Genomic DNA, 25,259 nt, shown 5'->3' on the forward strand with positions numbered 1-25,259 from the left:
ATGAAAAGCCCGCAGGACCTGGTCTTCCGACTGCTGCAACACCCGCTGCGGCTGCTGTCACTGCGCTCGATCGTGATCCTGTCCCAGCTGGGGGTGATCATCCTGGTGCTGACGCTGGGCGTGTGGGTGTGGGTGGGCGTCACCAACGACCAGTACGACCAGCTCGACCGGCGGCTGGATTCGTTGTCGAGCCTGGGCGACGTCAACACCCTGCTGCGCAGCGCCCGTGAGGGCGTCGGCCCGGAGGAGACCGAGGGTGGTCTGGTGCGCACCGCGCGGTTCAGCGGTGCCACCGTCTCGATACCGGCGGACATCGTGCTGCCCGAACTCGCCAGCGGATATGCCGACGCGACGATCGACGGTGTCGAGTACCGCGTCCGCACCATCACCACCGACAACGCGTCCGTGGCACTCGGGGCGCCGCTGGAGGACACCCAGGCCCGCATCGACGGCCTGCACTGGCGGGTGTTCTGGATCTGCTTCGGGGTGATCCTGGGCACGCTGCTGGTCGGCTGGGTGATCGCGCTGATCATGGTCAACCCGTTCCGGCTGCTTGCGCAGCAGGCTCGCGCCATCAATGCGCAGTCCAACCCCGACGAGGTGCAGGTGCGCGGAGTGTGGGAGGCGGTCGAGATCTCCGAGGCGGTGGAGGGCATGCTCGCGCGCATCGGTGACGAGCAGCAGCGCACCCGTGCGGCGCTGGAGTCCGCACGTGACTTCGCCGCCGTCGCGTCGCATGAGCTGCGCACACCGCTGACCGCGATGCGCACGAACCTGGAGGTGCTCTCGACGCTGGATCTGGGAGCTGAGCAGCGCGACGAGGTCATCAGCGACGTCATCCGGACCCAGTCGCGGATCGAGGCGACCCTCACCGCGCTGGAGCGCCTCGCCCAGGGGGAGTTGACCACCGTCGACGACTTCGTCCCAGTCGACGTGGCCGAACTACTCGATCGTGCCGCCCACGACGCGATGCACAACTATCCCGGCCTGGAGGTGTCGCTGGCGTCGTCGACGACGGTGCTGATGCTGGGCATGCCCGCCGGGCTTCGGCTCGTCATCGACAATGCCATCGCCAATGCGGTCAAACACGGTGGCGCAACCCAGGTTCGGTTGAGTGTGCTCAGCTCGTCGGCCGGCGTGGAGATCGCCGTCGACGACAACGGCTCGGGGGTGCCCGAGTGCGAGCGGGCCGAGGTGTTCCAGCGCTTCCACCGGGGTACCACCGCGTCCCGGTCGGGATCGGGACTCGGACTGGCCCTGGTGGCTCAGCAGGCCGAGATACACGGTGGCACCGCGGCGTTGGAGGTCAGTCCGCTCGGCGGCACCCGGTTGATGCTGCGCATGCCGGGTTCGGGGCCGGGCACCGTCTGAGCTCGCGCTGTCGCGCCGGCCGGACTACGTGTTGTCGGCGTTGGTGCGCGGGAAGCCGCCGCCCTGCGGGAAGAGCGGGAACACCACGTCGTCGAGGCGCATCGGGTCACCGGAGGTCTTGTTGACCGTGGCTCCCCAGACGTTGCCGTCCGGCGAGACCTGCAGCGCCCACGCGTGACCGTGCTGATCCTGGCGCACCACCTCGGGATCGCCTGTCACCGCACCGGTCTCGGGCGCCATCCGCACCGCCACGGTCTGTTTGGTGTTGACGAGGTTCACCAGCACCGTGCCGTCGAGCGCCGCGCAGCCGGCCACACCGGGGCGGTCCGGCCACGTCCACACCGTCGAGACCCGGGAATCCTTGGTGATCCGCTGCAGACGGTCGGCCGTGGGAGTGCGGTCGGTGACGTACAGCGACTCGTCGGCAGGATCGATGCACATGCTGCCGCCGGGTCCGAGGCCGGACAAGGCGGTCGTCGTCGGCGCCTGGTCGACGGTCGTCGGCTGCTCGATGCGTAGCAGCTTGCCCGCCATCGATCCGGGGTCGGCGGCCAGAGCCGGGCTGCCCGCATCGCCGGTCTGGACCACCAGCGTCGTCGGGCTCGTGAAGATCAGCGAGCCCATGTTTCCGGTGGCGCCCTTGGGAATGCCGGTGAGGATCGGCTTGGGCGGGTCGCCCTCGGCGATGCGCACCACGCGGTTGTCGGTCGGCGTGCTGATGTAGGCGTACATCAGGCGGTCCTGCATGAAGGTGGGGGACATGACGATGTCCAGCAGGCCGCCGTCGCCGCCGGGGTCGACGGGAATGACCATCTTGGTGATCGGCTCGGCCTTCACCGACACCTGCTTGACCGCGCCGGTGGTCCGCTCGGCGACCAGCGCCGACTGGCTGTCCGGCAGCATGATCAGGCCGCTGGTGCTCTCCAGGCAACCCTGCATGACGCCCGGGGCCGGGCATTCCTTCGGGAAGGGCTTCGCGGGCAGCGGGGGCGGGGGAGGCGGGGTGGATGTCGGTCCGGGTGCGAGCTCGGGCTCGGTGGTGAAGGGTTGCGACTGCGCGGAGTCGAAACGCGCACAGCCGGAACCGGCGAGCAGTGCCGCACACAGCAACACGACGAAAGCCCGCAACGGCCGACGCTCAGTCATGCACGCCAGGTTACGGATCGCTGACCGGTGCGCGCCACGCGCTCCCGGCCGCCACCGGCCTGGACCAGCGCAGCACTGCACAAACACGTGCTCAACGCGCCGCGCTAATCCGCGGTTAGGGGCCGAACAGCACTTACCCTGGCTGTCGTGACGAGTCCCCATGACCCTCGCCCCTGGCAGCGGCCCGACGATTCGGCTGGCCGGCCCGCGTCGGCGAGCCTGGTGGACCCCGAGGACGACCTTCCCTCCGCCCACTACGGCGGCGACTTCGAGACGACAGCGATTCCGCGCTACGACTCGGCGAAGCCGAGCGGCCAGCAGCCGTTCACCCTGCTGAACGACCCCGAACCCCTGCCGTACGTCCAGCCGGGCGCTGGTCTGGCGCCCGGCGCCTACGGGTCCACCGCGGCGCCCACCGAGGTCGGGCTCATCGATTCCGACGATCGCCGGGACGACCGAAGGGGCACCCAGGACCTCGGGTTGCTGCTGCTGCGCGTCGCCGTGGGTGCGCTGTTCATCGGCCACGGCCTGCAGAAGGTGTTCGGCTGGTGGGGCGGTCCCGGCCTCGGCGGGTTCCGCGACTCTCTCACCGACGTGGGCTTCCGAAACGCCGACATCCTGGCCTACGTGGCCGCAGGCGGTCAGATCGCGGCAGGTGTGCTGCTGGTGCTCGGGTTGTTCACCCCGATCGCGGCGGCGGGCGCGTTGGGCTACCTGCTCACCTCGATACTGGCGGAAGTCTCGATCGCCCATGACGAGGCGCGGCTGTCCGCCTTCCTCACCGACGGCCACGAGTATCAGATCGTGCTGCTGTGCGCTGTGGCGGCCATCATCCTGGTCGGCCCGGGCCGGTACGGCCTCGACGGCGGCCGCGGATGGGCGCGCCGGCCGTTTGTCGGATCGATCGCCGCGCTGCTGCTCGGGGTGGGTGCCGGGGTGGCGATCTGGATGCTGCTCAACGGGGCCAACCCGCTGGCCTGACCGCCTACTCGTACGGGTTGGGTACCCGACCGCCGCTGGCGGCAGTCAGCAGCGGCAGGGTCGAGAACGTCACCGCGGGCAACGGCAGTTCGGTGCCGTCCCGGCGGCGAGCCACCGCCCAGGCGCGACGCCCGAACCGCAGTCCGTCGATGTCGTCCCACGGCACGGTCGTGCGGCCGAACAGGGTTCGCGCGGTGACCGTGTCGCGGTCTGCGACGGTGCGGTAGCGGACCACGACGATCGACATCGCCACCGGGATCAGCAGCAGCAGCGCGAACCACTGCGGACCTGCCAGCACCACGGCGAGCAGGGCCAAGGTGAAGAAGCCCACCGCCACGTGGGCCATCGGCGAGATCCTGATCACGACAGGAGCGGACCCCGGCGCCGAGCGTGTAGCCATGCCGCCATCATTCCACCGGCAGTCTGCTGCCCGCGAAAGCGCTCGTCGGTGCCTGTCTGCTCCTCGCGCACGCGCTCGTCGGTGGCACCCAGATTTGACCTTCGGCCAGTTCGGCGGCTACCGTCGTCTGCTATGCAGACCATGCTCGTAGTAATTGGGTTGCGCGTTGATGCCGCGCTGGCCCCGATTCGGGCATAGCAAAACAGCATCGACGCGCAACCCTCGTACAGCCCGCTGGGCTGACGGGGGTTTTTTGTTGCCCCAGCACCGATTTGAGAAGATCGCCCGACCGAGAAAGACCAGAGGACACCGTGAGCGCACCCACCACGCGACCACCCGAGCAGTCGGCGACCCCGACGAACGGGACAGCGGCTGCCGCGAAGCACAACTCCGCGACAGCCCCGGCGCACGCCATACGTCAACCGAACATCGTTGCCCCGCAGCAACTCACCGGCGCTCAGGCCGTCATCCGGGCGCTCGAGGAGCTCGACGTCGACACGATCTTCGGTATCCCCGGTGGCGCGGTCCTTCCGGTGTACGACCCGCTGTTCGACTCGCAGAAGTTGCGCCATGTGCTCGTCCGCCACGAGCAGGGTGCGGGCCATGCCGCCAGCGGTTACGCCCACGCCACCGGCAAGGTCGGCGTCATGATGGCGACGTCCGGCCCCGGCGCGACCAACCTGGTGACGCCGCTGGCGGACGCCCAGATGGACTCGATTCCGGTGGTGGCGATCACGGGTCAGGTCGGCCGCGGGCTGATCGGCACGGACGCATTCCAGGAAGCCGACATCTCCGGCATCACGATGCCGATCACCAAGCACAACTTCCTGGTGCGCAACGGCGACGACATCGCGCGTGCGCTGGCCGAGGCGTTCCACATCGCCTCGACCGGGCGGCCGGGCGCGGTGCTCGTCGACATCCCCAAGGACATCCTGCAGGGGGAGTGCACGTTCAGCTGGCCGCCGCAGATGGATCTGCCCGGCTACAAGCCGAACACCAAGCCGCACAACCGGCAGATCCGCGAGGCCGCCAAGCTGATCGCCGCCGCCCGCAAGCCGGTGCTCTACGTCGGCGGCGGCGTCATCCGCGGTGAAGCCACCGCGGAACTGGCGGCGCTGGCCGAGCTGACCGGCATCCCCGTCGTCACCACGCTGATGGCACGCGGTGCGTTCCCGGACAGCCACCGGCAGAACCTCGGCATGCCGGGTATGCACGGCACCGTCTCCGCGGTGGCCGCGCTGCAGCGCAGCGACCTGCTCATCGCGCTGGGGACGCGCTTCGATGACCGGGTGACCGGCAAGCTGGAGTCGTTCGCCCCCGAGGCCAAGGTGATCCACGCCGACATCGACCCCGCCGAGATCGGCAAGAACAGGCATGCCGATGTGCCCATCGTCGGTGACGTGAAGGCCGTCATCTCCGACCTGCTCGACGTGCTGCGCCGTGACGGCGCGTCCGACGACATCGAGATCGGCGACTGGTGGACCTACCTGCAGAACGTGCAGGACACCTATCCGCTGAGCTACGGGCCGCAGAGCGACGGCAGCCTGTCGCCCGAGTACGTCATCGAAAGCCTGGGCAAGATCGCCGGACCCGACGCCATCTACGTGGCCGGCGTTGGCCAGCACCAGATGTGGGCCGCGCAGTTCATCTCCTACGAGAAGCCCAAGACGTGGCTGAACTCCGGTGGACTGGGCACTATGGGGTACGCGGTGCCGGCGGCGATGGGCGCCAAGATGGGGTGCCCGGACACCGAGGTGTGGGCGATCGACGGCGACGGCTGCTTCCAGATGACCAACCAGGAGCTGGCCACCTGTGCTATCGAGGGCATCCCCATCAAGGTGGCGCTGATCAACAACGGCAACCTCGGCATGGTGCGGCAGTGGCAGACGCTGTTCTACGAAGAGCGGTACAGCCAGACGGATCTGGCCACCCACTCGAGGCGCATCCCCGACTTCGTCAAGCTGGCCGAGGCGCTCGGCTGCGTCGGATTGCGCTGTGAGCGCGAGGAAGACGTGGCAGAAGTGATCGCCCAGGCCCGGGCGATCAACGACCGGCCCGTGGTCATCGACTTCACCGTCGGCGCCGACGCCCAGGTGTGGCCGATGGTGGCCGCAGGTACCAGCAACGACGAGATCCAGGCGGCACAGGGAATCCGGCCGCTGTTCGGCGATCCGGAAGAGGGACACGCATGAGCACCACTGCGCCGCGCACACATACGCTGTCGGTGCTCGTGGAGGACAAACCGGGCGTCCTCGCCCGCGTCGCGTCCCTGTTCTCCCGGCGCGGATACAACATCCAGTCGCTGGCCGTCGGAGCCACCGAGCACAAGAACCTCTCGCGGATGACCATCGTGGTCGATGTCGAGGATTCACCGTTGGAGCAGATCACCAAGCAGCTCAACAAGCTGATCAACGTGATCAAGATTGTCGAGCAGGACGAGGAGACCACGGTCTCCCGCGAGCTCGCGCTGATCAAGGTCCGCACCGATGCCGCCACCCGTGGCCAGGTGATCGAGGCGGTCAACCTGTTCCGCGCCAAGGTCGTCGACGTCTCGAACGAGTCGCTGACCGTCGAGGCCACCGGAACGCCTGAGAAGATCGAAGCGCTGTTGCGGGTGCTCGAGCCCTACGGCGTTCGCGAGATCGTCCAGTCCGGTGTGGTGTCGCTGTCCCGCGGCCCCCGCGGTATCAGCACCAAGTAATGATTCGAAAAGCAAAGAACAGAAAGAAGATTCACGAAGATGGCAGTTGAGATGTTCTATGACGACGACGCGGACCTTTCGGTCATCCAGGGCCGCAAGGTCGGCGTCATCGGCTACGGCAGCCAGGGGCACGCGCACTCGCTGAGCCTGCGCGACTCCGGCGTCCAGGTGAAGGTCGGCCTCAAGGAGGGCTCGAAGTCGCGTGACAAGGTCACCGAGCAGGGCCTCGAGGTCGACACGCCCGCCGAGGTCGCCAAGTGGGCCGACGTGATCATGGTGCTCGCTCCCGACACCGCCCAGGCCGACATCTTCACCAATGACATCGAGCCCAACCTCAACGACGGCGACGCGCTGTTCTTCGGCCACGGACTCAACATCCACTTCGGTCTCATCAAGCCGCCGGCGAACGTCACCGTCGGCATGGTCGCGCCCAAGGGCCCCGGCCACCTGGTGCGCCGCCAGTTCGTCGACGGCAAGGGCGTCCCGTGCCTGGTCGCGGTCGAGCAGGACCCCAAGGGCGAGGGCATGGCCCTGGTGCTGTCCTACGCCAAGGGCATCGGCGGCGCGCGGGCCGGCGTCATCAAGACCACGTTCAAGGACGAGACCGAGACCGACCTGTTCGGTGAGCAGGCCGTGCTGTGCGGCGGTACCGAGGAACTCATCAAGACCGGCTTCGAGGTCATGGTCGAGGCGGGCTACGCACCCGAGCTCGCCTACTTCGAGGTGCTCCACGAGCTGAAGCTGATCGTCGACCTGATCTACGAAGGTGGCATCGCGCGGATGAACTACTCGGTGTCCGACACCGCGGAGTTCGGCGGCTACCTGTCCGGCCCGCGGGTCATCGACGCGGACACCAAGAAGCGGATGCAGCAGATCCTCTCCGAGATCCAGGACGGCACCTTCGTCAAGCGTCTGGTCGCCAATGTCGAGGGCGGCAACAAGGAGCTCGAGAGCCTGCGCAAGAAGAACGCCGAGCACGAGATCGAGGTCACCGGCAAGAAGCTGCGCGACCTGATGAGCTGGGTCGACCGGCCGATCACCGAAACCGCGTAACACCTTTTCGCCGAACTGGGATTCCCGGTCGTTGATCGCCCGTCGATCGCGACCGGGAATCCCAGTTCGCGTTGATCGGTACGCTCGGTGATCATGACGGGCACAGAGATGCCGGAGACGCCGGCGACCGCCCTGCTGGCCCGCGCGGGCGGCATCCGCGGGCTGGTGTACACCGCGGTGCCGGTCACCATGTTCGCCGCGGCCAACGCGATCGTCGGGCTGGTGCCTGCGCTGATCGCGGCGGTCAGCGCCGCAGCGTTGGTGCTCGTGTGGCAACTGGTGCAGCGTGAGTCCGTGCGGCCGGCGTTGTTCGGTTTCGCCGGGATCGCCGCGGGCGCCGGCCTGGCCCTCGTCACCGGTCGCGCCAAAGACTTCTATCTGCCCGGCATCTGGATGTACCTGGCGATGGCGATCCTGTTCACCGGCTCCGTCCTGGTGGGCCGGCCACTGATCGGGGTGGTGTGGGCGTGGATGACCGGGCGGGACGACACCTGGCGCCGCACCCGCCGCGTCCGCAGGGCATTCGATCTGGTGACGTTGATGATGGCGGCGGTGTCGACCACCCGGTTCGCGGTGCAGTTCTACCTTTACGACACCAACCAGGAGGGGCTGCTCGCGGTCGCGCGGATAGCCATGGGCTGGCCGATCTTCCTGGTGACGTCGGGCCTGATCTATCTGGCCATCCGAACGGGGATGCGTACGTTGCCCCGTGGGGCCGAAGCCGCCTAGGAGAGCCTGTCCGCGACGCCGACGACGCGACGTGCGAGATGGTCGAGCGCGTTCAGCGTCGTCTCGTCGGGCTCGTCGCTGTTCTCCGCCCCGGTGACATGGCCGACGCCGTAGGGGTTTCCGTCGGCGAACTTGATCCCGTCGGTGTAGCCGGGCGGCACGAGGATCCCGCCGAAATGCATCAGCGTGACGTAGAGGGTGATCAGCGTCGTCTCCTGGCCGCCGTGCGCCGTCTGTGACGAGGTGAATCCGGCATAGACCTTGTCGGCCAACTGGCCCTTGGCCCACAGCCCGCCGAGCGAGTCGATGAAGGTGCGGAACTGCGATGCGGTATTGCCGAAGCGGGTCGGCGAGCCGAAGATGACCGCGTCGGCCCAGACGATGTCGTCGCCGGAGGCCGTCGGAAGATCCTTGGTGGCTTCGTAATTGGCCTTCCACGCCGGATTGTTCGCGAACGACTCCGGATCGCGGGTTTCGGCGACGTGGCGCACTCGCACCTCGGCGCCCGCAGCTTCCGCGGCCGCGGCGACGCGGTGCGCCATCGCTGTGCCGTGGCCTGTCGCGGAGTAGTAGATGACCGCCAGTTTTGTCATGCGTCCCAGCTTAGGCCGACAGGCGCGGCACGTCCCTGATGCCGAACTCGCGCCGCAGCACCGTGCGCGCGGCGTAGAACCCCGCCATGCCGTGCACGCCGCCGCCGGGCGGGGCGGCCGACGAGCACAGGTACGCCCTCGGGATCGGGGTCGCCCACGGATTCCAGCGCAGCGTCGGCCCGGTCAGCGCGCTGAACATGTTGTTGCCGCCGACGCCGATGTCGCCGCCGACGAGGTTCGCGTTGTGCTCGGAGAGGTTGGCCGCGGGCACGCTGCGGACGCCGACGACGAGATCTCGGAATCCCGGCGCGAACCGTTCGAAGATCGCGGTGACCGCCTCGGCCATGTCCCGGGTCGAACCGGCGGGCACGTGGGCGTAGGTCCACAGCGGGCGCCGCCCCTGCGCGTCGATACGACCCGGATCGGCGAGGTGGGGGAGCGCGGCGAGCACCATCGGCCACTCGGCGTGGCGGCCGTGCGCGATCTCCTTCTCCGCCCGCGCCATCGTGGCGCGGTCGCCACCCATGTGCAGCGTCGGGGCGTCGGCCAAACGCTGGTCGCGCCAACGAATTTCGCCGGAGAGCACGAAATCGACCTTGGCCACCCCCGGCCCGTAGCGGTACCCGCGCAGCTTCTTGGCGTAGCGCGTGGGCAATTGGTCACCGTAGATCCGCAACAGTGCTGTCGGCGCGGTGTCGTAGAGGACCACGCCTGCCGGCGGGGTGGTGACCTCCTCGCCGAGCACGATCTCGCCGCCGTGTGCGCGCAGGTCGGCGACCAACGCGTCGGGGATCGCCTGTGACCCGCCCACCGGGATCGGCCAGCCCACCGCGTGCGCCAACGTCGCCAGCATCAGCCCGGCGCCCGCGGCGACCAAGGAGGGCATCTGCGAAATGGTATGTGCGGCAACGCCGGTGAACAACGCCCTGGCGTCCTCGCCGGCGAGGCTGCTCCAGGCCGGGGTGCCTTGGGCCAGCAGGCGGGGCGCGACGCGAAGTGCCGCGGGGATGCTCGGTGGAATCGACCGCTTGTCGCCCAACAGCAACCCGACCACGCCGTCGCAGTCGGCGGACAGCGGGCCCAGCAGTCGACGCCAGGACCGGCCGTCCTCGAGTTCGGCGCAGGTGCGGCCGATGTCCCGGTAGCCGACGGCGGCGGCCCGATCCGGCAGGGGATTGCCGTAGGACACCTCGGGTACGGTCAGCGTCACACCCCGGCTCGGGAGATCGAATGCGGCGAAGAACGGTGAGGCCAGCGCCAGTGGGTGCACCGCCGAGCAGATGTCGTGTGAGACCCCGGGGAACTCGGGGTCGGGCAGTGTCCGCGCGCCGCCCCCGACGGTCGTCTGCGCCTCGATGACCCGCACCGACAGCCCTGCCCGGGCGCAGACGACTGCGGCGGCCAGTCCGTTGGGTCCACTCCCGACGACGGTGATGTCCACATCCACTCCCCGGGTCGCTTCGCTCCTGCCGTCCACCGCCCAATTAGAGCCCATTAGGCTAAAGCCTCGTGAGTCTGCCCGTAGTACTGATTGCCGACAAGCTCGCCCAGTCGACCGTGGACGCCCTGGGGGACCAGGTGGAAGTCCGCTGGGTCGACGGGCCTGACCGAGAGAAGCTGCTGGCGGCCGTCGTCGACGCCGACGCGCTGCTGGTGCGCTCGGCGACGACGGTCGACGCCGAGGTCCTCGCCGCGGCGCCGAAGCTCAAGATCGTCGCCCGCGCGGGCGTCGGTCTCGACAACGTCGACGTCGAGGCTGCCACCGCCCGCGGGGTGCTCGTGGTCAACGCCCCGACGTCGAACATCCACAGCGCCGCCGAGCACGCGCTGGCGCTGCTGCTGTCCACGGCACGCCAGATCCCGGCCGCCGATGCCACGCTGCGCGAGCACACCTGGAAGCGATCGTCGTTCTCCGGCACCGAGATCTTCGGCAAAACGGTCGGTGTCGTCGGGCTCGGGCGGATCGGGCAGCTGGTGGCGCAACGGCTCGCGGCGTTCGGCGCGCACGTGACCGCCTATGACCCGTACGTGTCGCACGCGCGTGCCGCCCAGCTCGGCATCGAGCTTCTGACCCTGGACGAGCTCCTGGGGCGGGCGGATTTCATCTCCGTGCACCTGCCCAAGACCAAGGAGACTGCCGGCCTGATCGGCAAGGAGAATCTGGCCAAGACCAAGCCGGGCGTCATCATCGTCAACGCCGCTCGCGGTGGGCTGATCGACGAGCAGGCGCTCGCCGATGCCATCACCAGCGGACACGTGCGCGGAGCGGGGCTCGACGTCTTCTCCACCGAGCCGTGCACCGACAGCCCGCTCTTCGAGCTGCCACAGGTGGTGGTCACGCCGCACCTGGGAGCATCGACGGTCGAGGCGCAGGACAGGGCAGGCACCGACGTCGCCGCCAGCGTGAAGCTGGCGCTGGCTGGCGAGTTCGTTCCCGACGCGGTCAACGTCGGCGGCGGTGTGGTCGGCGAAGAGGTGGCGCCGTGGTTGGACCTGGTGCGCAAACTGGGTCTGCTGGTCGGCGTGCTCGCCCCGGAACTGCCTACCAACCTCTGCCTGCAGGTCCGTGGCGAGTTGGCATCCGAGGATGTCGAGGTGCTCAGACTCTCGGCGCTGCGCGGACTGTTCTCCGCGGTGATCGAGGATCAGGTGACGTTCGTCAACGCGCCGTCTATCGCCGCCGAACGGGGCGTCGAGGCGAGCGTCGACACCGAGTCGGAGAGCCCGAACCACCGCAGCGTGGTCGACGTGCGCGCGGTCGCCGCCGACGGATCCACCGTGAACGTGGCGGGCACCCTGTCCGGGCCGCAGCTGGTCGAGAAGATCGTCCAGATCAACGGCCGCAACCTCGATCTGCGCGCCGAGGGCGTCAACCTGATCATCAACTACGACGATCAGCCCGGCGCGCTGGGCAAGATCGGCACGCTGCTCGGCGAGGCGGCGGTGAACATCCTCGCCGCGCAACTCAGTCAGGACGCCGACGGCGACGGCGCGACGATCATGCTGCGCCTGGATCGCCACGTGCCCGACGATGTTCTCTCGGCCATCCGGCGTGACGTCAACGCCCTGACGCTGGAAGTGGTTGATCTGACATGAGTGCACCGACGAAGTTGGCGGTGATCGGTGGAGACGGCATCGGACCCGAGGTCATCGGGGAAGCGCTGAAGGTGCTCGATGCGGTGTATCCCGGTGTCGAGACGACCGAATACGACCTCGGCGCGCGGCAGTACCACAAGACCGGCGAGGTTCTGCCGGACTCGGTGCTCGACGAGCTGAAGGCCCACGACGCAATCCTTCTCGGCGCGATCGGCGACCCGTCGGTGCCGAGCGGGTTGTTGGAACGCGGGCTGTTGCTGCGTATCCGCTTCGAGCTCGACCATCACATCAACCTGCGCCCCGGGCGGCTCTACCCGGGCGTGAAGAGCCCGCTGGCCGGCGATCCGGAGATCGATTTCGTCGTCGTGCGGGAGGGCACCGAGGGGCCGTACACCGGCAACGGCGGCGCGATTCGCGTCGGCACGCCCCACGAGATCGCCACGGAGGTCAGCATCAACACCGCGTACGGCGTGCGCCGCGTGGTCCAGGATGCGTTCGGACGGGCTCAGCAGCGGCGCAAGCACCTGACCCTGGTGCACAAGAACAACGTGCTCGTCAACGCCGGGTCGCTGTGGTGGCGCACGGTCCAGACCGTCGCGTCCGAATACCCGGACGTCGAGGTCGCCTATCATCACGTCGATGCCGCGACGATCCACATGGTCACCGACCCGGGTCGCTACGACGTCATCGTCACCGACAACCTCTTCGGCGACATCATCACCGACCTCGCCGCGGCGGTGTGCGGCGGTATCGGCCTGGCCGCGAGCGGCAACATCGATGCCACCCTGACCAATCCGTCGATGTTCGAGCCGGTGCACGGCAGTGCCCCGGACATCGCGGGTCAGGGGATCGCGGATCCGACAGCGGCGATCATGTCGGTGTCGTTGCTGCTGGGGCACCTGGCCGAGTTCGACGCGGCGGCGCGGGTCGACAGCGCCGTCGCCGCGCACCTGGCCACCCGCGGTGACGCGCCGATGTCGACGGTGCAGGTCGGCGAGCGGATCCTCGGGAAGCTGTAACCATCGCGGGGATCGCGTCACTGACGCGGCAGTGCTGGTTGTTCGTGATCGGTGCGTCGTTCTTCGCGGCGGCCACCGCACCCGGCGTCCCGGCGTGGGTCGGTGCCGGTGCGGCGAACCTGCTGTGTTTCGTCGGTTCGTGGTTCTTCACCAGCGCGGCGTGGATGCAGCTCGTCCTCTCCGACCGCACCTCGCGATTCGAATGGTGGTCGGCTGCCGTGCAATTCGTCGGCACGCTGCTGTTCAATCTCAGTACCGGTGCGGCGGTGTGGGCGCACGCCGTGACGTCCGAACGGCGCTATGTCTGGGTGCCCGACGTGACGGGTTCGCTGTTCTTCCTCGTCAGCGGTGCGCTTGCCATGGTGGCGGTGGCCGCGGTCGCGGGCCTTCTGGACTTCCGCTCCCGTGACTGGCTTGCCGGCGCCGTCAATCTGATCGGCTGTGTGGCATTCGGGATTTCGGCGGTCGCAGCGTTCGTGCGGCCGACCGGTGTGACTGCGGACGAGGTGCTGGCCAACCTCGGTACGTTCGTCGGCGCGCTCTGCTTCCTGGCGGCCGCGCTGATCGAGCTGCCGCGTGGCGGGGCGAACCAGGCAGGGGGCCCTACCGATCCGGCTTGATCCCGACCGGGACGGCCGGGATCGCGATCAGCGGGAACAGCGCGCACACCGCGAAGGCCACCGGGTAGCCTGCGATGCCGATCAACGCGCCGAACAGCGGCGGCGCGACACCTTGGGCCAGCAGCTGGCTGGTGTTCTGCGTGCCCAGCGCCCGCCCGCTCCAGAACGGGCCGGCGTACTCCGCGATCGCGGTGAACGCCAAGCCGTTGTCGGACACCGTGATCACGGACGCGGCGATCATGAGGGCGATGCTCAGTGGCGACCCCAGCCAGTCCGTCAGGGCCAGCAGCGTCATCGATGCCACCGCCGCGGCCGCGATGATGCGAACGGGACGCAGCCGCGATGTCAGCACCTCGCCGGTTCGCTTGACGTAGGCATCCGACCAGCGGCCCGCGCCGATACGGCCGGCGGCGCCGAGGATCTGCGCGAAAAGGACGAGCGTGCCCGCCGACCCGGGGGACCATCCGTGCGCGGTGATCAGCCACACCAGAGCGAATGTCCACATGATCACCTGGGGGATGACCAGCAGCACCGAGGCCAGATGAATGCGCCACAGCATCCACGATCCGCGGTAGGGATTGGACAGCTGGCTCTCAGCTGCGTCGGCGCGGGGCGGCCGCGGCGGATCGATCACCGCCACCAGACAGACGAGAGCGGATGCGGCGCAGACGATCGCCGGGAACAGGAGTGCGGCGCAGACGCTGGAGAACTCGGCAAGGCGCGGGATCACCAGTGCCCCCACGCCGACACCCAGGGGCTGCGCGGTCTGCCGAATGCCCATCACCAGGCCCCGCTTCTCGGCGTCGAACCATCCGACCACAAGGCGGCCACTGGCGGTGTTGCTGCTGGCGGCGGCCATGCCGCCGAGGAACAGGAAGACTCCGACGGTGAACAGCGAGTCCGCGGACGCGGCGGCGAAGGCGGCGGCCGCGGTCAACGCCGACCCCACCGTCAGCACCATCCGCTCGCCGACGCGGTCGACGACATAACCCCATGCGATCAACGTCACCACCATGCCGAGGCTGGGCAGTGAGGACATCAGCGCGGCGGAGGCCAGATCGAGCCCGCGTTCGGTGTGCAGCGACGGGATGAGGAAGGCGACACCGTTGATGAACACGTTGGCGCACAGTGTGGCCGCCAATGCGATCACCAACATCGACCACCGCCTGATCGAACTGATCTGCGCCTCGGCCATGGCGCCATGGTTCCACAGCGATCCCAAAATACTGAACGTATATCTCACTATTCGAGACACTGCACAGTAGGCACCGCCGTCGTCGGGCCCGGACATCGCGGGCACTAGGCTGGGACCATGCGTCTCGGCCGAATCGCCAGTCCCGATGGAGTCGCCTTCGTCGCCATCGAAGGTCCGCCCGACGATCCAGGTGGTGCCGTCGCCCGCGAGATCGCCGAGCACCCGTTCGGCAACCCGACCTTCACGGGCCGGCAGTGGCCGCTCGCCGATGTACGACTGCTGGCGCCGATTCTGGCGAGCAAGGTCGTGTGCATGGGCAAGAACTACGCCGCCCACATCGAGGAGATGGGCGGCGGCACGTTCGAGGATCCGATCATCTTCCTCAAGCCCAACACCGCGATCATCGGGCCGAACACGCCCATCCAGCTACCCGCAGACGCCGATCCGGTGCACTTCGAGGGTGAACTGGCCGCCGTCATCGGCAGGCCCTGCAAGGACGTTCCGGCGTCCCGGGCCATGGAGAACATCCTCGGCTTCACGATCGCCAACGACGTCTCGGCGCGCGATCAGCAGCGCAAGGACGGCCAGTGGATGCGGGCAAAGGGGCATGACACCTTCTGCCCGGTCGGCCCGTGGATCGTCACCGACATCGATCCGACGGACCTTGAGATCCGTACCGAGGTCAACGGTGAGGTCAAGCAGCGCAGTCGAACCTCGCTGATGATCCACGACATCGGCGCGATCATCGAGTGGATCTCGGCGGTGATGACACTGCTTCCGGGCGACCTCATTCTGACCGGAACCCCCGAGGGTGTCGGCCCGCTCGAACACGGGGACACCGTCAGTATCTCCATTTCCGGAATCGGTACTTTGACCAATCCTGTTGTGCGTAAGGGCAAGTCGTGACCTCCGTCAGTGAATCACCCGTCCGCGTTCGATTCTGCCCGTCGCCGACCGGCACTCCGCACGTCGGCCTGATCCGCACGGCGCTGTTCAATTGGGCGTACGCCCGACACACCGGCGGCGCCTTCGTCTTCCGCATCGAGGACACCGATGCTCAGCGCGACAGCGAGGACAGCTATCTGGCTCTGCTCGACGCGCTGCGCTGGCTCGGCATGGACTGGGACGAGGGGCCGGAGGTCGGTGGCCCCTACGAGCCGTATCGCCAGTCCCTTCGCCGCGAGATATACCTCGATGTGATCGAACGCCTGCTCGCCGCGGGTGAGGCGTATGAAGCGTTCTCGACGGCCGACGAGGTCGAAGCACGCCACCTGGCGGCGGGGCGAAATCCGAAGCTGGGCTACGACAACTACGACCGCGATCTGACCGACGAGCAGCGCGCGGCGCTGCGGGCCGAGGGACGCCAGCCGGTCATCCGACTGCGCATGCCCGACACGGACCTGACCTGGAACGACCTCGTCCGCGGCGAGACCACGTTCCCCGCGGGCTCGGTGCCGGACTTCGCGTTGACCCGCGGCAGCGGAGATCCGTTGTACACGTTGGTCAACCCGGTCGATGACGCCATGATGAAGATCACCCACGTGCTGCGCGGCGAGGACCTCCTCCCGTCCACCCCGCGCCAGCTCGCTCTCTACGCCGCACTGATCCGCATCGGTGTGACCGATCAGACACCGCAGTTCGCGCATCTGCCTCCGGTGCTGGGAGACGGCAACAAGAAGCTGTCCAAGCGCGATCCGCAGTCGAATCTGTTTCTGCACCGTGAGCGGGGTTTCATCCCCGAGGGCCTGTTGAATTACCTTGCCCTGCTGGGATGGTCGATCGCCGACGATCGTGACATCTTCAGCCTCGACGAGATGGTGGCCGCGTTCGACGTCGTCGACGTCAACTCCAACCCGGCGCGCTTCGACCAGAAGAAGGCCGACGCCCTCAACGCCGAGCACATCCGGATGCTCGACGAGGCGGAGTTCGCGCGCCGCCTCGCCGAGTACTTCACGAGCCGCGGCCACACCACCGGCTTGGACGACGCGCAGTTCGCCGAGGCGGCTCGGCTGGTGCAGACCCGCATCGTGGTGCTCGGCGACGCATGGGACCTGCTCAAGTTCCTCGACGACGCCACGTTCACGCTCGACGAGAAGTCGGCGGCCAAGGAGTTGCGCGCCGAGGCGGTGCCGGTGCTCACGGCCGCACTGGAGGCCCTGGCGCGGATCGACCAGTGGGACACCAGCGGGATCGAGGACGCGCTCAAGAGCGCGTTGATCGACGGTCTCGAACTGAAGCCGCGTAAGGCGTTCGGTCCGGTCCGGGTGGCTGCGACGGGCTCGTCGATCAGCCCGCCCCTGTTCGAGTCGCTGGAGCTGCTGGGCCGCGAGCGCAGCCTGGAGCGGCTGCAGGCGGGCCGCGACCACGCGGCGGCGGCGGCCACCCCGGAGGCGTGAAAAACCGCCCCGAAATCTTTGATAGTCTGCTCGTCGGCCCATGAGAACGAGCCGAGCGGCACCACAGCGACGCAATGGGTCGGGAAAAGCTCGTGACCAGCGGTTACGGGTAGCATTGGGGTATGGTGTAATTGGCAACACAGCGGTTTCTGGTACCGCCATTCTAGGTTCGAGTCCTGGTACCCCAGCCAAAGCACCGGATTAGGTCAGCAATCACAGCGTCAGTTATGCTTTCCCACCGGAAAGCAGTTCTAGCCCCCGTCGTCTAGCGGCCTAGGACGCCGCCCTCTCACGGCGGTAGCGTGGGTTCGAATCCCATCGGGGGTACAACACGATGGAGCTCCGCAAGGAGCTCCATTTTTTGTCTGACAGGTTCGCCGACCTCTCAGAGGCGGCGGGTCAGCGCATCGGCGGCGGCCACGAGGTCGGCCGCCCAGCGGGCGCCGGGACGCCTGCCCATCCGGTCGATGGGACCGGACACCGAGACGGCCGCGATGACCGTGCCCCTCGCGTCGCGTACCGGCGCGGAGACGCTCGCCACCCCCGGTTCGCGTTCGGCGGCGCTCTGCGCCCATCCGCGCTTGCGGACCTCGGCCAGCGTGCGATCGGTGAACTTGGCACCCGGGAGCACCGCGTGCTGGGTACCCGCGTCGGCATACGCGAGCAACACCTTGGCGCCCGAGCCGGCCGTCATCGGCAGCCGCGTGCCGATCGGCACGGTATCGCGAAGCCCGGCAGGCGGTTCCAGCGCGGCGATGCAGATTCGGGTGGTGCCCTCGCGCCGGTAGAGCTGCACACTCTCACCCGTCAGTTCGCGCAGCCGCGGTAGTACCACCGCGCCGGCCGACAGCAGCGGGTCGTTGACATGGCCTGCCAGTTCGGTGAGCGCCGGGCCGAGCCGCCACAGACCGTCGCCGTCGCGGGCGAGGAGCCGATGGGTTTCCAGGCCGACCGCGAGCCGGTGCGCGGTGGCCCTGGGTAGGTCGGTGCGGTCGCAGAGATCTGCCAGGCCACACGGAGACTCGGCGACCGCATGGAGGACACCGATCGCTTTGTCCAAGACGCCGATGCCGCTATTCTGTCTCACAAGGAGATACTAGCTTCCCAGATTGTGAGATAGTCAAGATGGCCATCGCGAACCAGCCCCGCACCCTCGCCGAGAAAGTGTGGAGTGAGCACGTCGTCGTCCCAGGATCCGGTGAGGGTGAGGCGCGTGAGCCTGATCTGATCTACATCGACCTCCATCTGGTGCACGAGGTCACCAGTCCGCAGGCCTTCGACGGACTGCGCCTTGCCGGCCGGCCGGTGCACCGGCCCGATCTGACGATCGCCACCGAGGATCACAACGTGCCGACCGTCGACATCGACAAGCCGATCGCCGACCCGATCTCGCGGACGCAGGTGGAGACGCTGCGGCGCAACTGTGAGGAATTCGGCATCAGGCTGCATCCGATGGGCGATGCCGAGCAGGGCATCGTCCACATCATCGGTCCGCAACTGGGACTGACCCAGCCGGGCATGACCATCGTGTGCGGCGACAGCCACACGTCCACCCACGGCGCGTTCGGGTCGATCGCGATGGGGATCGGCACATCTGAGGTCGAGCACGTGATGGCCACCCAGACGCTTGCGCTCAAACCGTTCAAAACCATGGCCGTCAACGTGGACGGGGAGCTGGCGCCAGGAGTCAGCGCGAAGGACATCATTCTTGCCGTCATCGCGAAGATCGGAACCGGTGGCGGACAAGGACATGTGATCGAATACCGCGGATCCGCCATCGAAGCGCTGTCGATGGAAGGCCGGATGACGATCTGCAACATGAGCATCGAGGCCGGCGCCCGGGCTGGCATGGTCGCGCCGGACGCGACGACGTTCGAGTACCTGCGCGGTCGACCGCACGCTCCGCAGGGGGCAGATTGGGACGCCGCCGTCGATGCGTGGAGTCGGTTGCGCACCGACGAGGGAGCCCGTTTCGACACCGAGGTCCACATCGACGCGTCGACGTTGACCCCGTTTGTCACCTGGGGAACCAACCCGGGCCAGGGTGTGCCGCTGGGTGGCTCGGTCCCCGACCCCGAACAGATCTTCGACGAAGCCGAGCGGCAGGCCGCCGAAAAGGCATTGGCCTATATGGACCTTCAGGCGGGTACCCCCATGCGGGAGATCCCGATCGACACGGTGTTCGTCGGCTCCTGTACCAACGGCCGCATCGAGGATCTCCGCGTGGTGGCCGAAGTGCTGCGTGGCCGCAAGGTGGCCGACAGCGTCCGGATGCTGGTCGTCCCCGGGTCGATGCGGGTCCGTGTCCAGGCCGAATCCGAGGGTCTCGGCGAGATCTTCACTGCCGCAGGCGCGGAATGGCGCCAGGCAGGGTGCTCGATGTGTCTGGGGATGAACCCCGATCAACTCGCGCCGGGGGAGCGGTCCGCGTCGACGTCCAACCGCAATTTCGAGGGTAGGCAGGGCAAGGGCAGCCGCACCCATCTGGTCTCGCCGGCAGTGGCTGCAGCGACCGCGGTCCGCGGAACGCTCTCCTCGCCGACCGATCTCGCCGCCCCGACGGCCCACTGAAACCTGATAGGAGACTGAGATGGACGCCTTTCACACCCACACCGGGATCGGTGTGCCGCTGCGACGCTCGAATGTCGACACCGACCAGATCATCCCGGCCGTCTATCTGAAGCGGGTGACCAGAACAGGATTCGAGGACGGACTTTTCGCCGCGTGGCGCAACGATCCGTCATTCGTGCTCAATCTGGCGCCCTTCGACCGTGGTTCGGTTCTGGTTGCCGGCGCCGATTTCGGTACCGGCTCGTCTCGCGAGCACGCGGTCTGGGCGCTGATGGACTTCGGATTCCGGGTGGTGATCTCATCCCGCTTCGCCGATATCTTCCGCGGGAACGCGGGCAAGGCCGGCCTGTTGGCGGCCGAAGTTTCACAAGATGACGTGGAATTGTTGTGGAAGGCCATCGAGCAGCACCCGGGATTGGAAATCACTGTAAATCTTCAAGATCGGACCATCACCGCCGGAACCATCATGGTGCCGTTCAACATTGACGACTACACCGCATGGCGATTGCTCGAGGGACTCGACGATATAGGCCTTACGCTGCGGAAACTCGCCGAAATCAAGGCTTACGAGGACCGCCGCCCGGCGTGGAAACCCCGCACCCTCCCTGCCTGACTCGCGGCTCGAAAGGCCGAAATCCCGCGCCGGTAACCCCCTTTTCGGTAGCCCTCACAGGAGGGTAAGGGGGCCAACCGGATTGAAAAAAGTTCGCTGAGCTGGCCTGAAATTGCGCGTGGCTCTTGGAAATCAGCGGCCATTGGGTTTACCGTGTCCACTAGTCGGTTCAAAGTGGACCACTTGTTTCGGAGGTTTTGCATGAACAAAGCAGAGCTCATCGACGTACTCACGGAGAAGCTGGGTTCGGATCGTCGGCAAGCTACTGCCGCGGTGGAGAACGTCGTCGACACCATCGTCCGCGCGGTGCACAAGGGTGAGAGCGTCACCATCACCGGCTTCGGGGTATTCGAGCAGCGTCGCCGTGCCGCCCGCGTGGCACGTAACCCGCGGACCGGCGAGACGGTGAAGGTCAAGCCCACCTCTGTGCCTGCCTTCCGCCCCGGCGCTCAGTTCAAGGCCGTTGTCTCAGGCGCACAGAAGCTTCCGGCGGACGGGCCCGCGGTCAAGCGCGGCGTCGCGGCTGCGAGCACCGCCCGCAAGGCAGCCAAGAAGGCTCCGGCCAAGAAGGCGGCTCCTGCGAAGAAGGCGGCTCCTGCGAAGAAGGCGGCTCCGGCGAAGAAGGCGGCTCCTGCGAAGAAGGCCGCTCCTGCGAAGAAGGCGGCTCCGGCCAAGAAGGCCGCTCCCGCGAAGAAGGCGGCTCCGGCCAAGAAGGCGGCTCCGGCCAAGAAGGCGGCTCCGGCCAAGAAGGCGGCTCCGGCGAAGAAGGCCGCTCCTGCCAAGAAGGCGGCCACCAAGGCTCCGGCCAAGAAGGCTGCTCCCGCGAAGAAGGCTCCGGCCAAGAAGGCCGCTCCGGCCAAGCGCGGTCGCAAGTAGATCAGTTTTACGCAGTTACGCCGCGGATCTTTCGATCCGCGGCGTAATTGTGCTGTCTGGGCGCCTGATCCGGGCGCCCGTCACTTCGTCGGCGGTAGCGGGCTGCTGATGTGGTCGGCCGCGATCAGCCGGCCGTCGTGCAGCGACATCACCCATGTGCTGCCCTTGCGGTTGCGTGACTTGTCCGGGCGAACTCCCTCGCGTTCGCACCACCAGTCGATGAAGTCGGGAATCACCTTCCCCTGACTGCAGATGACGGGGCTGTGCGACTTCTCGACAATGTCGAGCATGCGGAGGCGGGCGGCCTTGCGGTCCTCGGCGTAGGCCTCCTCGGTCAGCCCAGGCTCGTCTTCGATCACCGCCCCGAGTTCCTCGGCAAGCGGCTCCAGCGTCTGGTGGCAACGATCCCGCGATGCGGCGAACAGTTCATGGGCGCCGAAGGCGAGCAGCTGACCCACGAGCGACTCCGCCTGCGCCCGTCCGCGCTTGTCCAGGGGCCGCTTTCGGTCGTCGCCGCGATATCGCGACTTACTTCCCGCGGTGCCGTGGCGAACGATGAGGACGGTCTTGGTGTCGGCGGGGTGCTTGAGGAAGCGGCGCACGATCTTGCGATCGTGGGGATAGACCAGCTCGCTCATCGCCTCCGCCGGTGGCAGCCACTTGAGGTCGTCGACTTCATCGTTGGCGCCGAACTGTCCGCCGACGCAGCGTGCCGCCCAGTACCTCACCTGCTTCTTACTGTCGTCCACCGAATAGGTCACCGTGGGGAGGCGGCGCCCGAGCTGTGCGTGGAACCCTGTCTCCTCCGCGATTTCGCGGACGGCGGTCACGGGCTCGGTCTCTCCGGGATCGACCTTGCCCTTGGGCAGTGACCAGTCGTCATAGCGAGGGCGATGGACAATCGCGATCTCGGGTGCGCCGGTGTGCTCATCTGGGCGCCACAATACGGCGCCGGCTGCCAGTATCGACGGCGTCTTCACCACGGTCGGTTACGGATGCCGGTGTCGATCCATCAGCGACATCTGGTGATCCCGCACGGTGTGCCCCTCCTGGGGCAGTGCGGTCCAGTGTCCGTCGCTGCCGAGTTCCCAGCACCGGGTGCGGGGGTCGGCAGCCGATTCGAAGATGTCGTTGAGTTGGGTGGTCAATCGCGGATCCTTAACCTGTGCCATCACTTCCACGCGCCGGTCAAGATTACGATGCATCATGTCGGCGCTGCCGATCCAGTATTCGTCGATGGCGCGGAAGTGAATGATCCGTGAATGCTCGAGGAAGCGGCCGAGGATGGATCGGACCACGATGTTCTCCGAGAAGCCGGGCTCCCCGGGGCGCAGCGCGCAGATGCCGCGGACCACGACCTCGACCCGCACCCCGGCCTGGGATGCTCGGTAGAGCGCATCGATGACCTGCTCGTCGACCAAAGCATTGGCCTTCAGCCGGATTCGGCCCTCCGCGCCGTCGCGGGTCGCGGCGATCTCGCGTTCGATCCGCTCGACGATGCCTCTGCGCACTCCGTACGGCGCCACCAGCAGGTTGCGGTAGGACTGCTTACGGGAGTATCCGGTCAGGGAATTGAACAGATCGGTGAGGTCGGCCCCGATATCGGGAGCCGCCGTCAGCAGACCGATGTCCTCGTAGAGCCGCGCGGTCTTGGGGTTGTAGTTGCCCGTTCCGATATGGCAGTAGCGGCGGATGGTGGACCCTTCGCGCCGCACCACCAGACAGGTCTTGCAATGTGTCTTCAGACCGATGAGCCCGTAGACCACGTGCACGCCGGCTTGTTCGAGAGCGCGCGCCCATTTGATGTTCGCCTGCTCGTCGAACCGGGCCTTGATCTCGACGAGGGCGACCACCTGCTTGCCCGCCTCGGCCGCGTCGATGAGCGCGTTGACGATCGGCGAGTCGCCCGAAGTGCGGTACAGGGTTTGTTTGATCGCCAACACATTGGGATCTGCGGCCGCCTGCTCGATGAACCGCTGGACGGTCGTGGAGAACGAATCGTAGGGATGGTGGACGAGGACGTCGCCGTCGCGCAGCGCGGAGAAAATGCTCTTGGGCGTCTCGCGTTCACCGAACGCCGACGGGGTCGCAGGCACGAACGGCGGGTCCTTGAGCGCGGGCCGGTCCACGCCGTAGATCTGCCACAGCGACGAGAGATCCAGCAGCCCCGACACTTCGACCACATCGCCGGGCGCGACGTCGAGCTCGCGCAGCAGCAACTCGAGCATGCTCTCGGTCATGTCGTCGGAGACCTCCAGCCGCACCGGCGAGCCGAAACGCCGACGGGCCAGCTCACGCTCCAGTGCCTGCAGCAGATCCTCGTCGCGGTCCTCCTCGACCTCGAAGTCCGCGTTGCGGGTGATCCGGAAGGCATGGTGCTCCACGATTTCCAGACCCGGGAACAGCACCGGCAGGAATGCGGCGATGAATTCCTCCATGGGCAGGAACCGGACGACGCCGGGGGAGTCGTCGCGCGCAGGCAGCTCCACGAAGCGGTCGACGTTGTCGGGCACCTTGATTCGGGCGAAGTGCTGGCCGCCGTCGTCGGGATGCTTGACGGTGATCGCCAGGTTGAGGCTCAGACCGCTCACGAACGGGAACGGATGCGCGGGATCGACGGCCAGCGGCGTCAGAACCGGGAACACCTGCTCGTGGAAATAGGTGGACAACTTTCCGCGCTCGGCCTCGTCGAGTTCGGCCCATGTGACGATGACGATGCCTTCGTCGGCGAGGGCGGGACGGACCGAATCGAGGAAGACGTGAGAGTGCCTGCTGGCGATCTGCTGGGTGCGCTCGCTGATGCGCCGAAGCTGCTCGCGCGGCGACAGACCGTCGGCGGAGCGCACGGACAGTCCCATCTCGTCGCGCCGTTTCAGCCCGGCGACCCGAACCATGTAGAACTCGTCGAGGTTCGACGCGAAGATCGCGAGGAATTTCGCGCGTTCCAGAAGCGGTAGTGACGGGTCGGCGGCGAGCGCCAGCACTCTCGCGTTGAAGTCGAGCCAACTGAGCTCGCGGTTGAGGTAACGATCCTCGGGAAGCGGGTTCTCGACGGTGGGAGGCGTGGTGGCGGGCGGCGCCTCCGGTGCCGAATCTCCCACCCCGGTGATCGCCGGTGGTGACGCCGTCTCCGCCGCCTCCGTCTGGTCAGGTCGGGTCTGGGCTTCGGTCATTGCTCCGATGATTCCCTATCCGCGGGTGCTCCTGCCACCGAGATGGGCCAACCGGCGAGGAATTCATCGCGTATTGCTGATGGCGCGCGCCGTCGCCGGACCCACGCCGAGGCCGCGGGCGAAGTCGAGATCGTCGGGGGTGTCGATGTCCGAGCGCAGGCCCGGCCAGGCGCCGGTGAGCTCGACCGCCCCGGACCGTCGATGCCTTTGCGCGGAGTCGGTCCCGAAACGCGGGTCGAGCGGCACGCCGAAGGAGAACAGCGCCGCGGTGCCTGTACCGTGCCGATCGGTGACGAAACTGCGACGGTGCGCCCGCGCCGCCATGATCGCGTCGGCGAGTTCGTGAGGCTGCAGGGCGGGCAGATCGCCCTGCAGCGCAACGACATTCGCGCACTCGCGGCGGGCGAGCGCCTCGGCGGCGGTGAGGGCGTTGTTGAGTGGGTCGGGGTGGTCCGCCGGCGTCGGGTCCAGGAGTGTGCGTGCGCCCAGAGATCTGGCGGCGGCCGCGGCATCCTCGTCGGGGGTGACCACGAGCACCGACCGCAAAGCCGGTACGGCCGTCGCGGCGGTGATCGTGTCGACCAGCATGGCCAGCACGACGTTCTCCCGCGTCGCTGCCGAAAGCACCGGCGCCAACCGTGTCTTGGCCGCGGTGAGCCGCTTGACCGCGATCACCAACGCAACGTCGGTGGTCTTGTTGTCCATGCCGCTCACGAGCGCCATACT

General features: G+C 67.6%; 23 protein-coding genes and 2 tRNA genes. 16 read left to right on the forward strand and 9 right to left on the reverse strand.

Features of this window, described 5'->3' with window-relative positions; all coding sequences use genetic code 11:
- Positions 1 to 1,371 carry a sensor histidine kinase gene (locus tag EL337_RS09790; RefSeq protein ID WP_048630626.1) on the forward strand — a complete coding sequence of 457 codons (1,371 nt, stop codon included), beginning with the start codon at positions 1 to 3 and terminating at the stop codon, positions 1,369 to 1,371.
- A gap of 24 nt (positions 1,372 to 1,395) precedes the next feature.
- Here EL337_RS09790 and EL337_RS09795 read toward each other — a convergent pair whose 3' ends face one another.
- Positions 1,396 to 2,517 (reverse strand): PQQ-dependent sugar dehydrogenase, encoded by a 1,122-nt coding sequence (locus EL337_RS09795; RefSeq protein WP_048630625.1) that lies wholly within the window; start codon positions 2,515 to 2,517, stop codon positions 1,396 to 1,398.
- Between the two features lie 147 nt (positions 2,518 to 2,664).
- Between EL337_RS09795 and EL337_RS09800 the strand changes: the two genes are divergently transcribed.
- Positions 2,665 to 3,498, forward strand: coding sequence for a DoxX family protein (locus EL337_RS09800; protein WP_109519756.1), 834 nt, complete (start codon positions 2,665 to 2,667; stop codon positions 3,496 to 3,498).
- Between the two features lie 4 nt (positions 3,499 to 3,502).
- Here EL337_RS09800 and EL337_RS09805 read toward each other — a convergent pair whose 3' ends face one another.
- Entirely contained in the window at positions 3,503 to 3,898 is a 396-nt protein-coding gene (locus EL337_RS09805) for a PH domain-containing protein (RefSeq protein WP_048630623.1), read from the reverse strand.
- Between the two features lie 311 nt (positions 3,899 to 4,209).
- On the opposite strand from EL337_RS09805, the gene EL337_RS09810 reads away from it, so the two are divergent.
- The 4 genes from EL337_RS09810 (at position 4,210) to EL337_RS09825 (ending at position 8,381) form a co-directional block, all read left to right on the forward strand.
- On the forward strand, positions 4,210 to 6,090 hold the full coding sequence (locus EL337_RS09810; RefSeq protein WP_048630622.1) for an acetolactate synthase large subunit: 1,881 nt from the start codon (positions 4,210 to 4,212) through the stop codon (positions 6,088 to 6,090).
- Positions 6,087 to 6,599: an acetolactate synthase small subunit gene (ilvN, locus tag EL337_RS09815; protein ID WP_048630621.1), complete on the forward strand. Its 513-nt coding sequence runs from the start codon at positions 6,087 to 6,089 to the stop codon at positions 6,597 to 6,599. Before EL337_RS09810 ends, ilvN begins: the two co-directional genes overlap by 4 nt.
- A 39-nt stretch (positions 6,600 to 6,638) precedes the next feature.
- Positions 6,639 to 7,652 (forward strand): ketol-acid reductoisomerase, encoded by a 1,014-nt coding sequence (gene ilvC, locus EL337_RS09820; RefSeq protein ID WP_048630620.1) that lies wholly within the window; start codon positions 6,639 to 6,641, stop codon positions 7,650 to 7,652.
- 93 nt (positions 7,653 to 7,745) lie between these two features.
- Complete coding sequence (locus EL337_RS09825) at positions 7,746 to 8,381, forward strand: DUF3159 domain-containing protein (RefSeq protein ID WP_109519785.1); 636 nt, start codon at positions 7,746 to 7,748, stop codon at positions 8,379 to 8,381.
- Here the strand turns inward: EL337_RS09825 and wrbA are convergent.
- Positions 8,378 to 8,974: an NAD(P)H:quinone oxidoreductase gene (gene wrbA, locus EL337_RS09830; protein ID WP_048630619.1), complete on the reverse strand. Its 597-nt coding sequence runs from the start codon at positions 8,972 to 8,974 to the stop codon at positions 8,378 to 8,380. The genes EL337_RS09825 and wrbA overlap by 4 nt on opposite strands.
- A gap of 10 nt (positions 8,975 to 8,984) precedes the next feature.
- A complete protein-coding gene (locus tag EL337_RS09835; RefSeq protein ID WP_109519784.1) occupies positions 8,985 to 10,415 on the reverse strand; it encodes a phytoene desaturase family protein in 1,431 nt (476 codons plus the stop codon).
- A gap of 68 nt (positions 10,416 to 10,483) precedes the next feature.
- Between EL337_RS09835 and serA the strand changes: the two genes are divergently transcribed.
- The 3 genes from serA to EL337_RS09850 are packed head-to-tail and all read left to right on the forward strand — an operon-like array spanning position 10,484 to position 13,709.
- Positions 10,484 to 12,070, forward strand: a complete 1,587-nt coding sequence (gene serA / locus EL337_RS09840) for a phosphoglycerate dehydrogenase (RefSeq protein WP_048630617.1) — start codon at positions 10,484 to 10,486, stop codon at positions 12,068 to 12,070.
- Positions 12,067 to 13,089, forward strand: a complete 1,023-nt coding sequence (locus tag EL337_RS09845) for a 3-isopropylmalate dehydrogenase (protein ID WP_048630616.1) — start codon at positions 12,067 to 12,069, stop codon at positions 13,087 to 13,089. The genes serA and EL337_RS09845 overlap by 4 nt, the downstream gene beginning before the upstream one ends.
- A 38-nt stretch (positions 13,090 to 13,127) precedes the next feature.
- Positions 13,128 to 13,709 (forward strand): hypothetical protein, encoded by a 582-nt coding sequence (locus tag EL337_RS09850; protein WP_232786703.1) that lies wholly within the window; start codon positions 13,128 to 13,130, stop codon positions 13,707 to 13,709.
- Here the strand turns inward: EL337_RS09850 and EL337_RS09855 are convergent.
- On the reverse strand, positions 13,693 to 14,904 hold the full coding sequence (locus EL337_RS09855) for an MFS transporter (protein WP_048630614.1): 1,212 nt from the start codon (positions 14,902 to 14,904) through the stop codon (positions 13,693 to 13,695). The genes EL337_RS09850 and EL337_RS09855 overlap by 17 nt on opposite strands.
- Before the next feature lie 117 nt (positions 14,905 to 15,021).
- Between EL337_RS09855 and EL337_RS09860 the strand changes: the two genes are divergently transcribed.
- The 4 genes from EL337_RS09860 to EL337_RS09875 all read left to right on the forward strand — a co-directional run bounded on the left by EL337_RS09860 (position 15,022) and on the right by EL337_RS09875 (position 17,627).
- Positions 15,022 to 15,810 carry a fumarylacetoacetate hydrolase family protein gene (locus EL337_RS09860; RefSeq protein WP_048630613.1) on the forward strand — a complete coding sequence of 263 codons (789 nt, stop codon included), beginning with the start codon at positions 15,022 to 15,024 and terminating at the stop codon, positions 15,808 to 15,810.
- Positions 15,807 to 17,300, forward strand: coding sequence for a glutamate--tRNA ligase (gene gltX / locus EL337_RS09865; protein WP_048630612.1), 1,494 nt, complete (start codon positions 15,807 to 15,809; stop codon positions 17,298 to 17,300). Before EL337_RS09860 ends, gltX begins: the two co-directional genes overlap by 4 nt.
- Before the next feature lie 116 nt (positions 17,301 to 17,416).
- Positions 17,417 to 17,491 (forward strand) — tRNA-Gln (locus EL337_RS09870).
- Positions 17,492 to 17,554: 63 nt separating this feature from the next.
- Positions 17,555 to 17,627, forward strand: a tRNA-Glu gene (locus EL337_RS09875).
- Between the two features lie 58 nt (positions 17,628 to 17,685).
- Here the strand turns inward: EL337_RS09875 and EL337_RS09880 are convergent.
- The gene (locus EL337_RS09880) at positions 17,686 to 18,387 is read right to left on the reverse strand and encodes an IclR family transcriptional regulator (RefSeq protein WP_048630611.1); all 702 of its coding nucleotides are present in this window, start codon (positions 18,385 to 18,387) and stop codon (positions 17,686 to 17,688) included.
- Between the two features lie 38 nt (positions 18,388 to 18,425).
- Between EL337_RS09880 and leuC the strand changes: the two genes are divergently transcribed.
- The 3 genes from leuC (at position 18,426) to EL337_RS09895 (ending at position 21,360) form a co-directional block, all read left to right on the forward strand.
- A complete protein-coding gene (gene leuC, locus EL337_RS09885; protein ID WP_048630610.1) occupies positions 18,426 to 19,871 on the forward strand; it encodes a 3-isopropylmalate dehydratase large subunit in 1,446 nt (481 codons plus the stop codon).
- 19 nt (positions 19,872 to 19,890) lie between these two features.
- A complete protein-coding gene (gene leuD, locus EL337_RS09890) occupies positions 19,891 to 20,484 on the forward strand; it encodes a 3-isopropylmalate dehydratase small subunit (protein WP_048630609.1) in 594 nt (197 codons plus the stop codon).
- Positions 20,485 to 20,685: 201 nt separating this feature from the next.
- Positions 20,686 to 21,360 carry an HU family DNA-binding protein gene (locus EL337_RS09895; RefSeq protein WP_048630608.1) on the forward strand — a complete coding sequence of 225 codons (675 nt, stop codon included), beginning with the start codon at positions 20,686 to 20,688 and terminating at the stop codon, positions 21,358 to 21,360.
- A gap of 80 nt (positions 21,361 to 21,440) precedes the next feature.
- On the opposite strand, the gene mutT1 is transcribed toward EL337_RS09895, so the two are convergent.
- From mutT1 to cofC, 3 genes are all read right to left on the reverse strand, one after another.
- The gene (gene mutT1, locus EL337_RS09900) at positions 21,441 to 22,340 is read right to left on the reverse strand and encodes an 8-oxo-(d)GTP phosphatase MutT1 (RefSeq protein WP_370737116.1); all 900 of its coding nucleotides are present in this window, start codon (positions 22,338 to 22,340) and stop codon (positions 21,441 to 21,443) included.
- 9 nt (positions 22,341 to 22,349) lie between these two features.
- Positions 22,350 to 24,533 carry an RNA degradosome polyphosphate kinase gene (locus EL337_RS09905; protein WP_048630606.1) on the reverse strand — a complete coding sequence of 728 codons (2,184 nt, stop codon included), beginning with the start codon at positions 24,531 to 24,533 and terminating at the stop codon, positions 22,350 to 22,352.
- A gap of 63 nt (positions 24,534 to 24,596) precedes the next feature.
- Positions 24,597 to 25,238, reverse strand: a complete 642-nt coding sequence (cofC, locus tag EL337_RS09910) for a 2-phospho-L-lactate guanylyltransferase (RefSeq protein ID WP_048630929.1) — start codon at positions 25,236 to 25,238, stop codon at positions 24,597 to 24,599.
- Positions 25,239 to 25,259: the final 21 nt, after the last annotated feature.

Source organism: Mycolicibacterium aurum, from assembly GCF_900637195.1.
In the GTDB taxonomy this organism is placed as follows: domain Bacteria; phylum Actinomycetota; class Actinomycetes; order Mycobacteriales; family Mycobacteriaceae; genus Mycobacterium; species Mycobacterium aurum.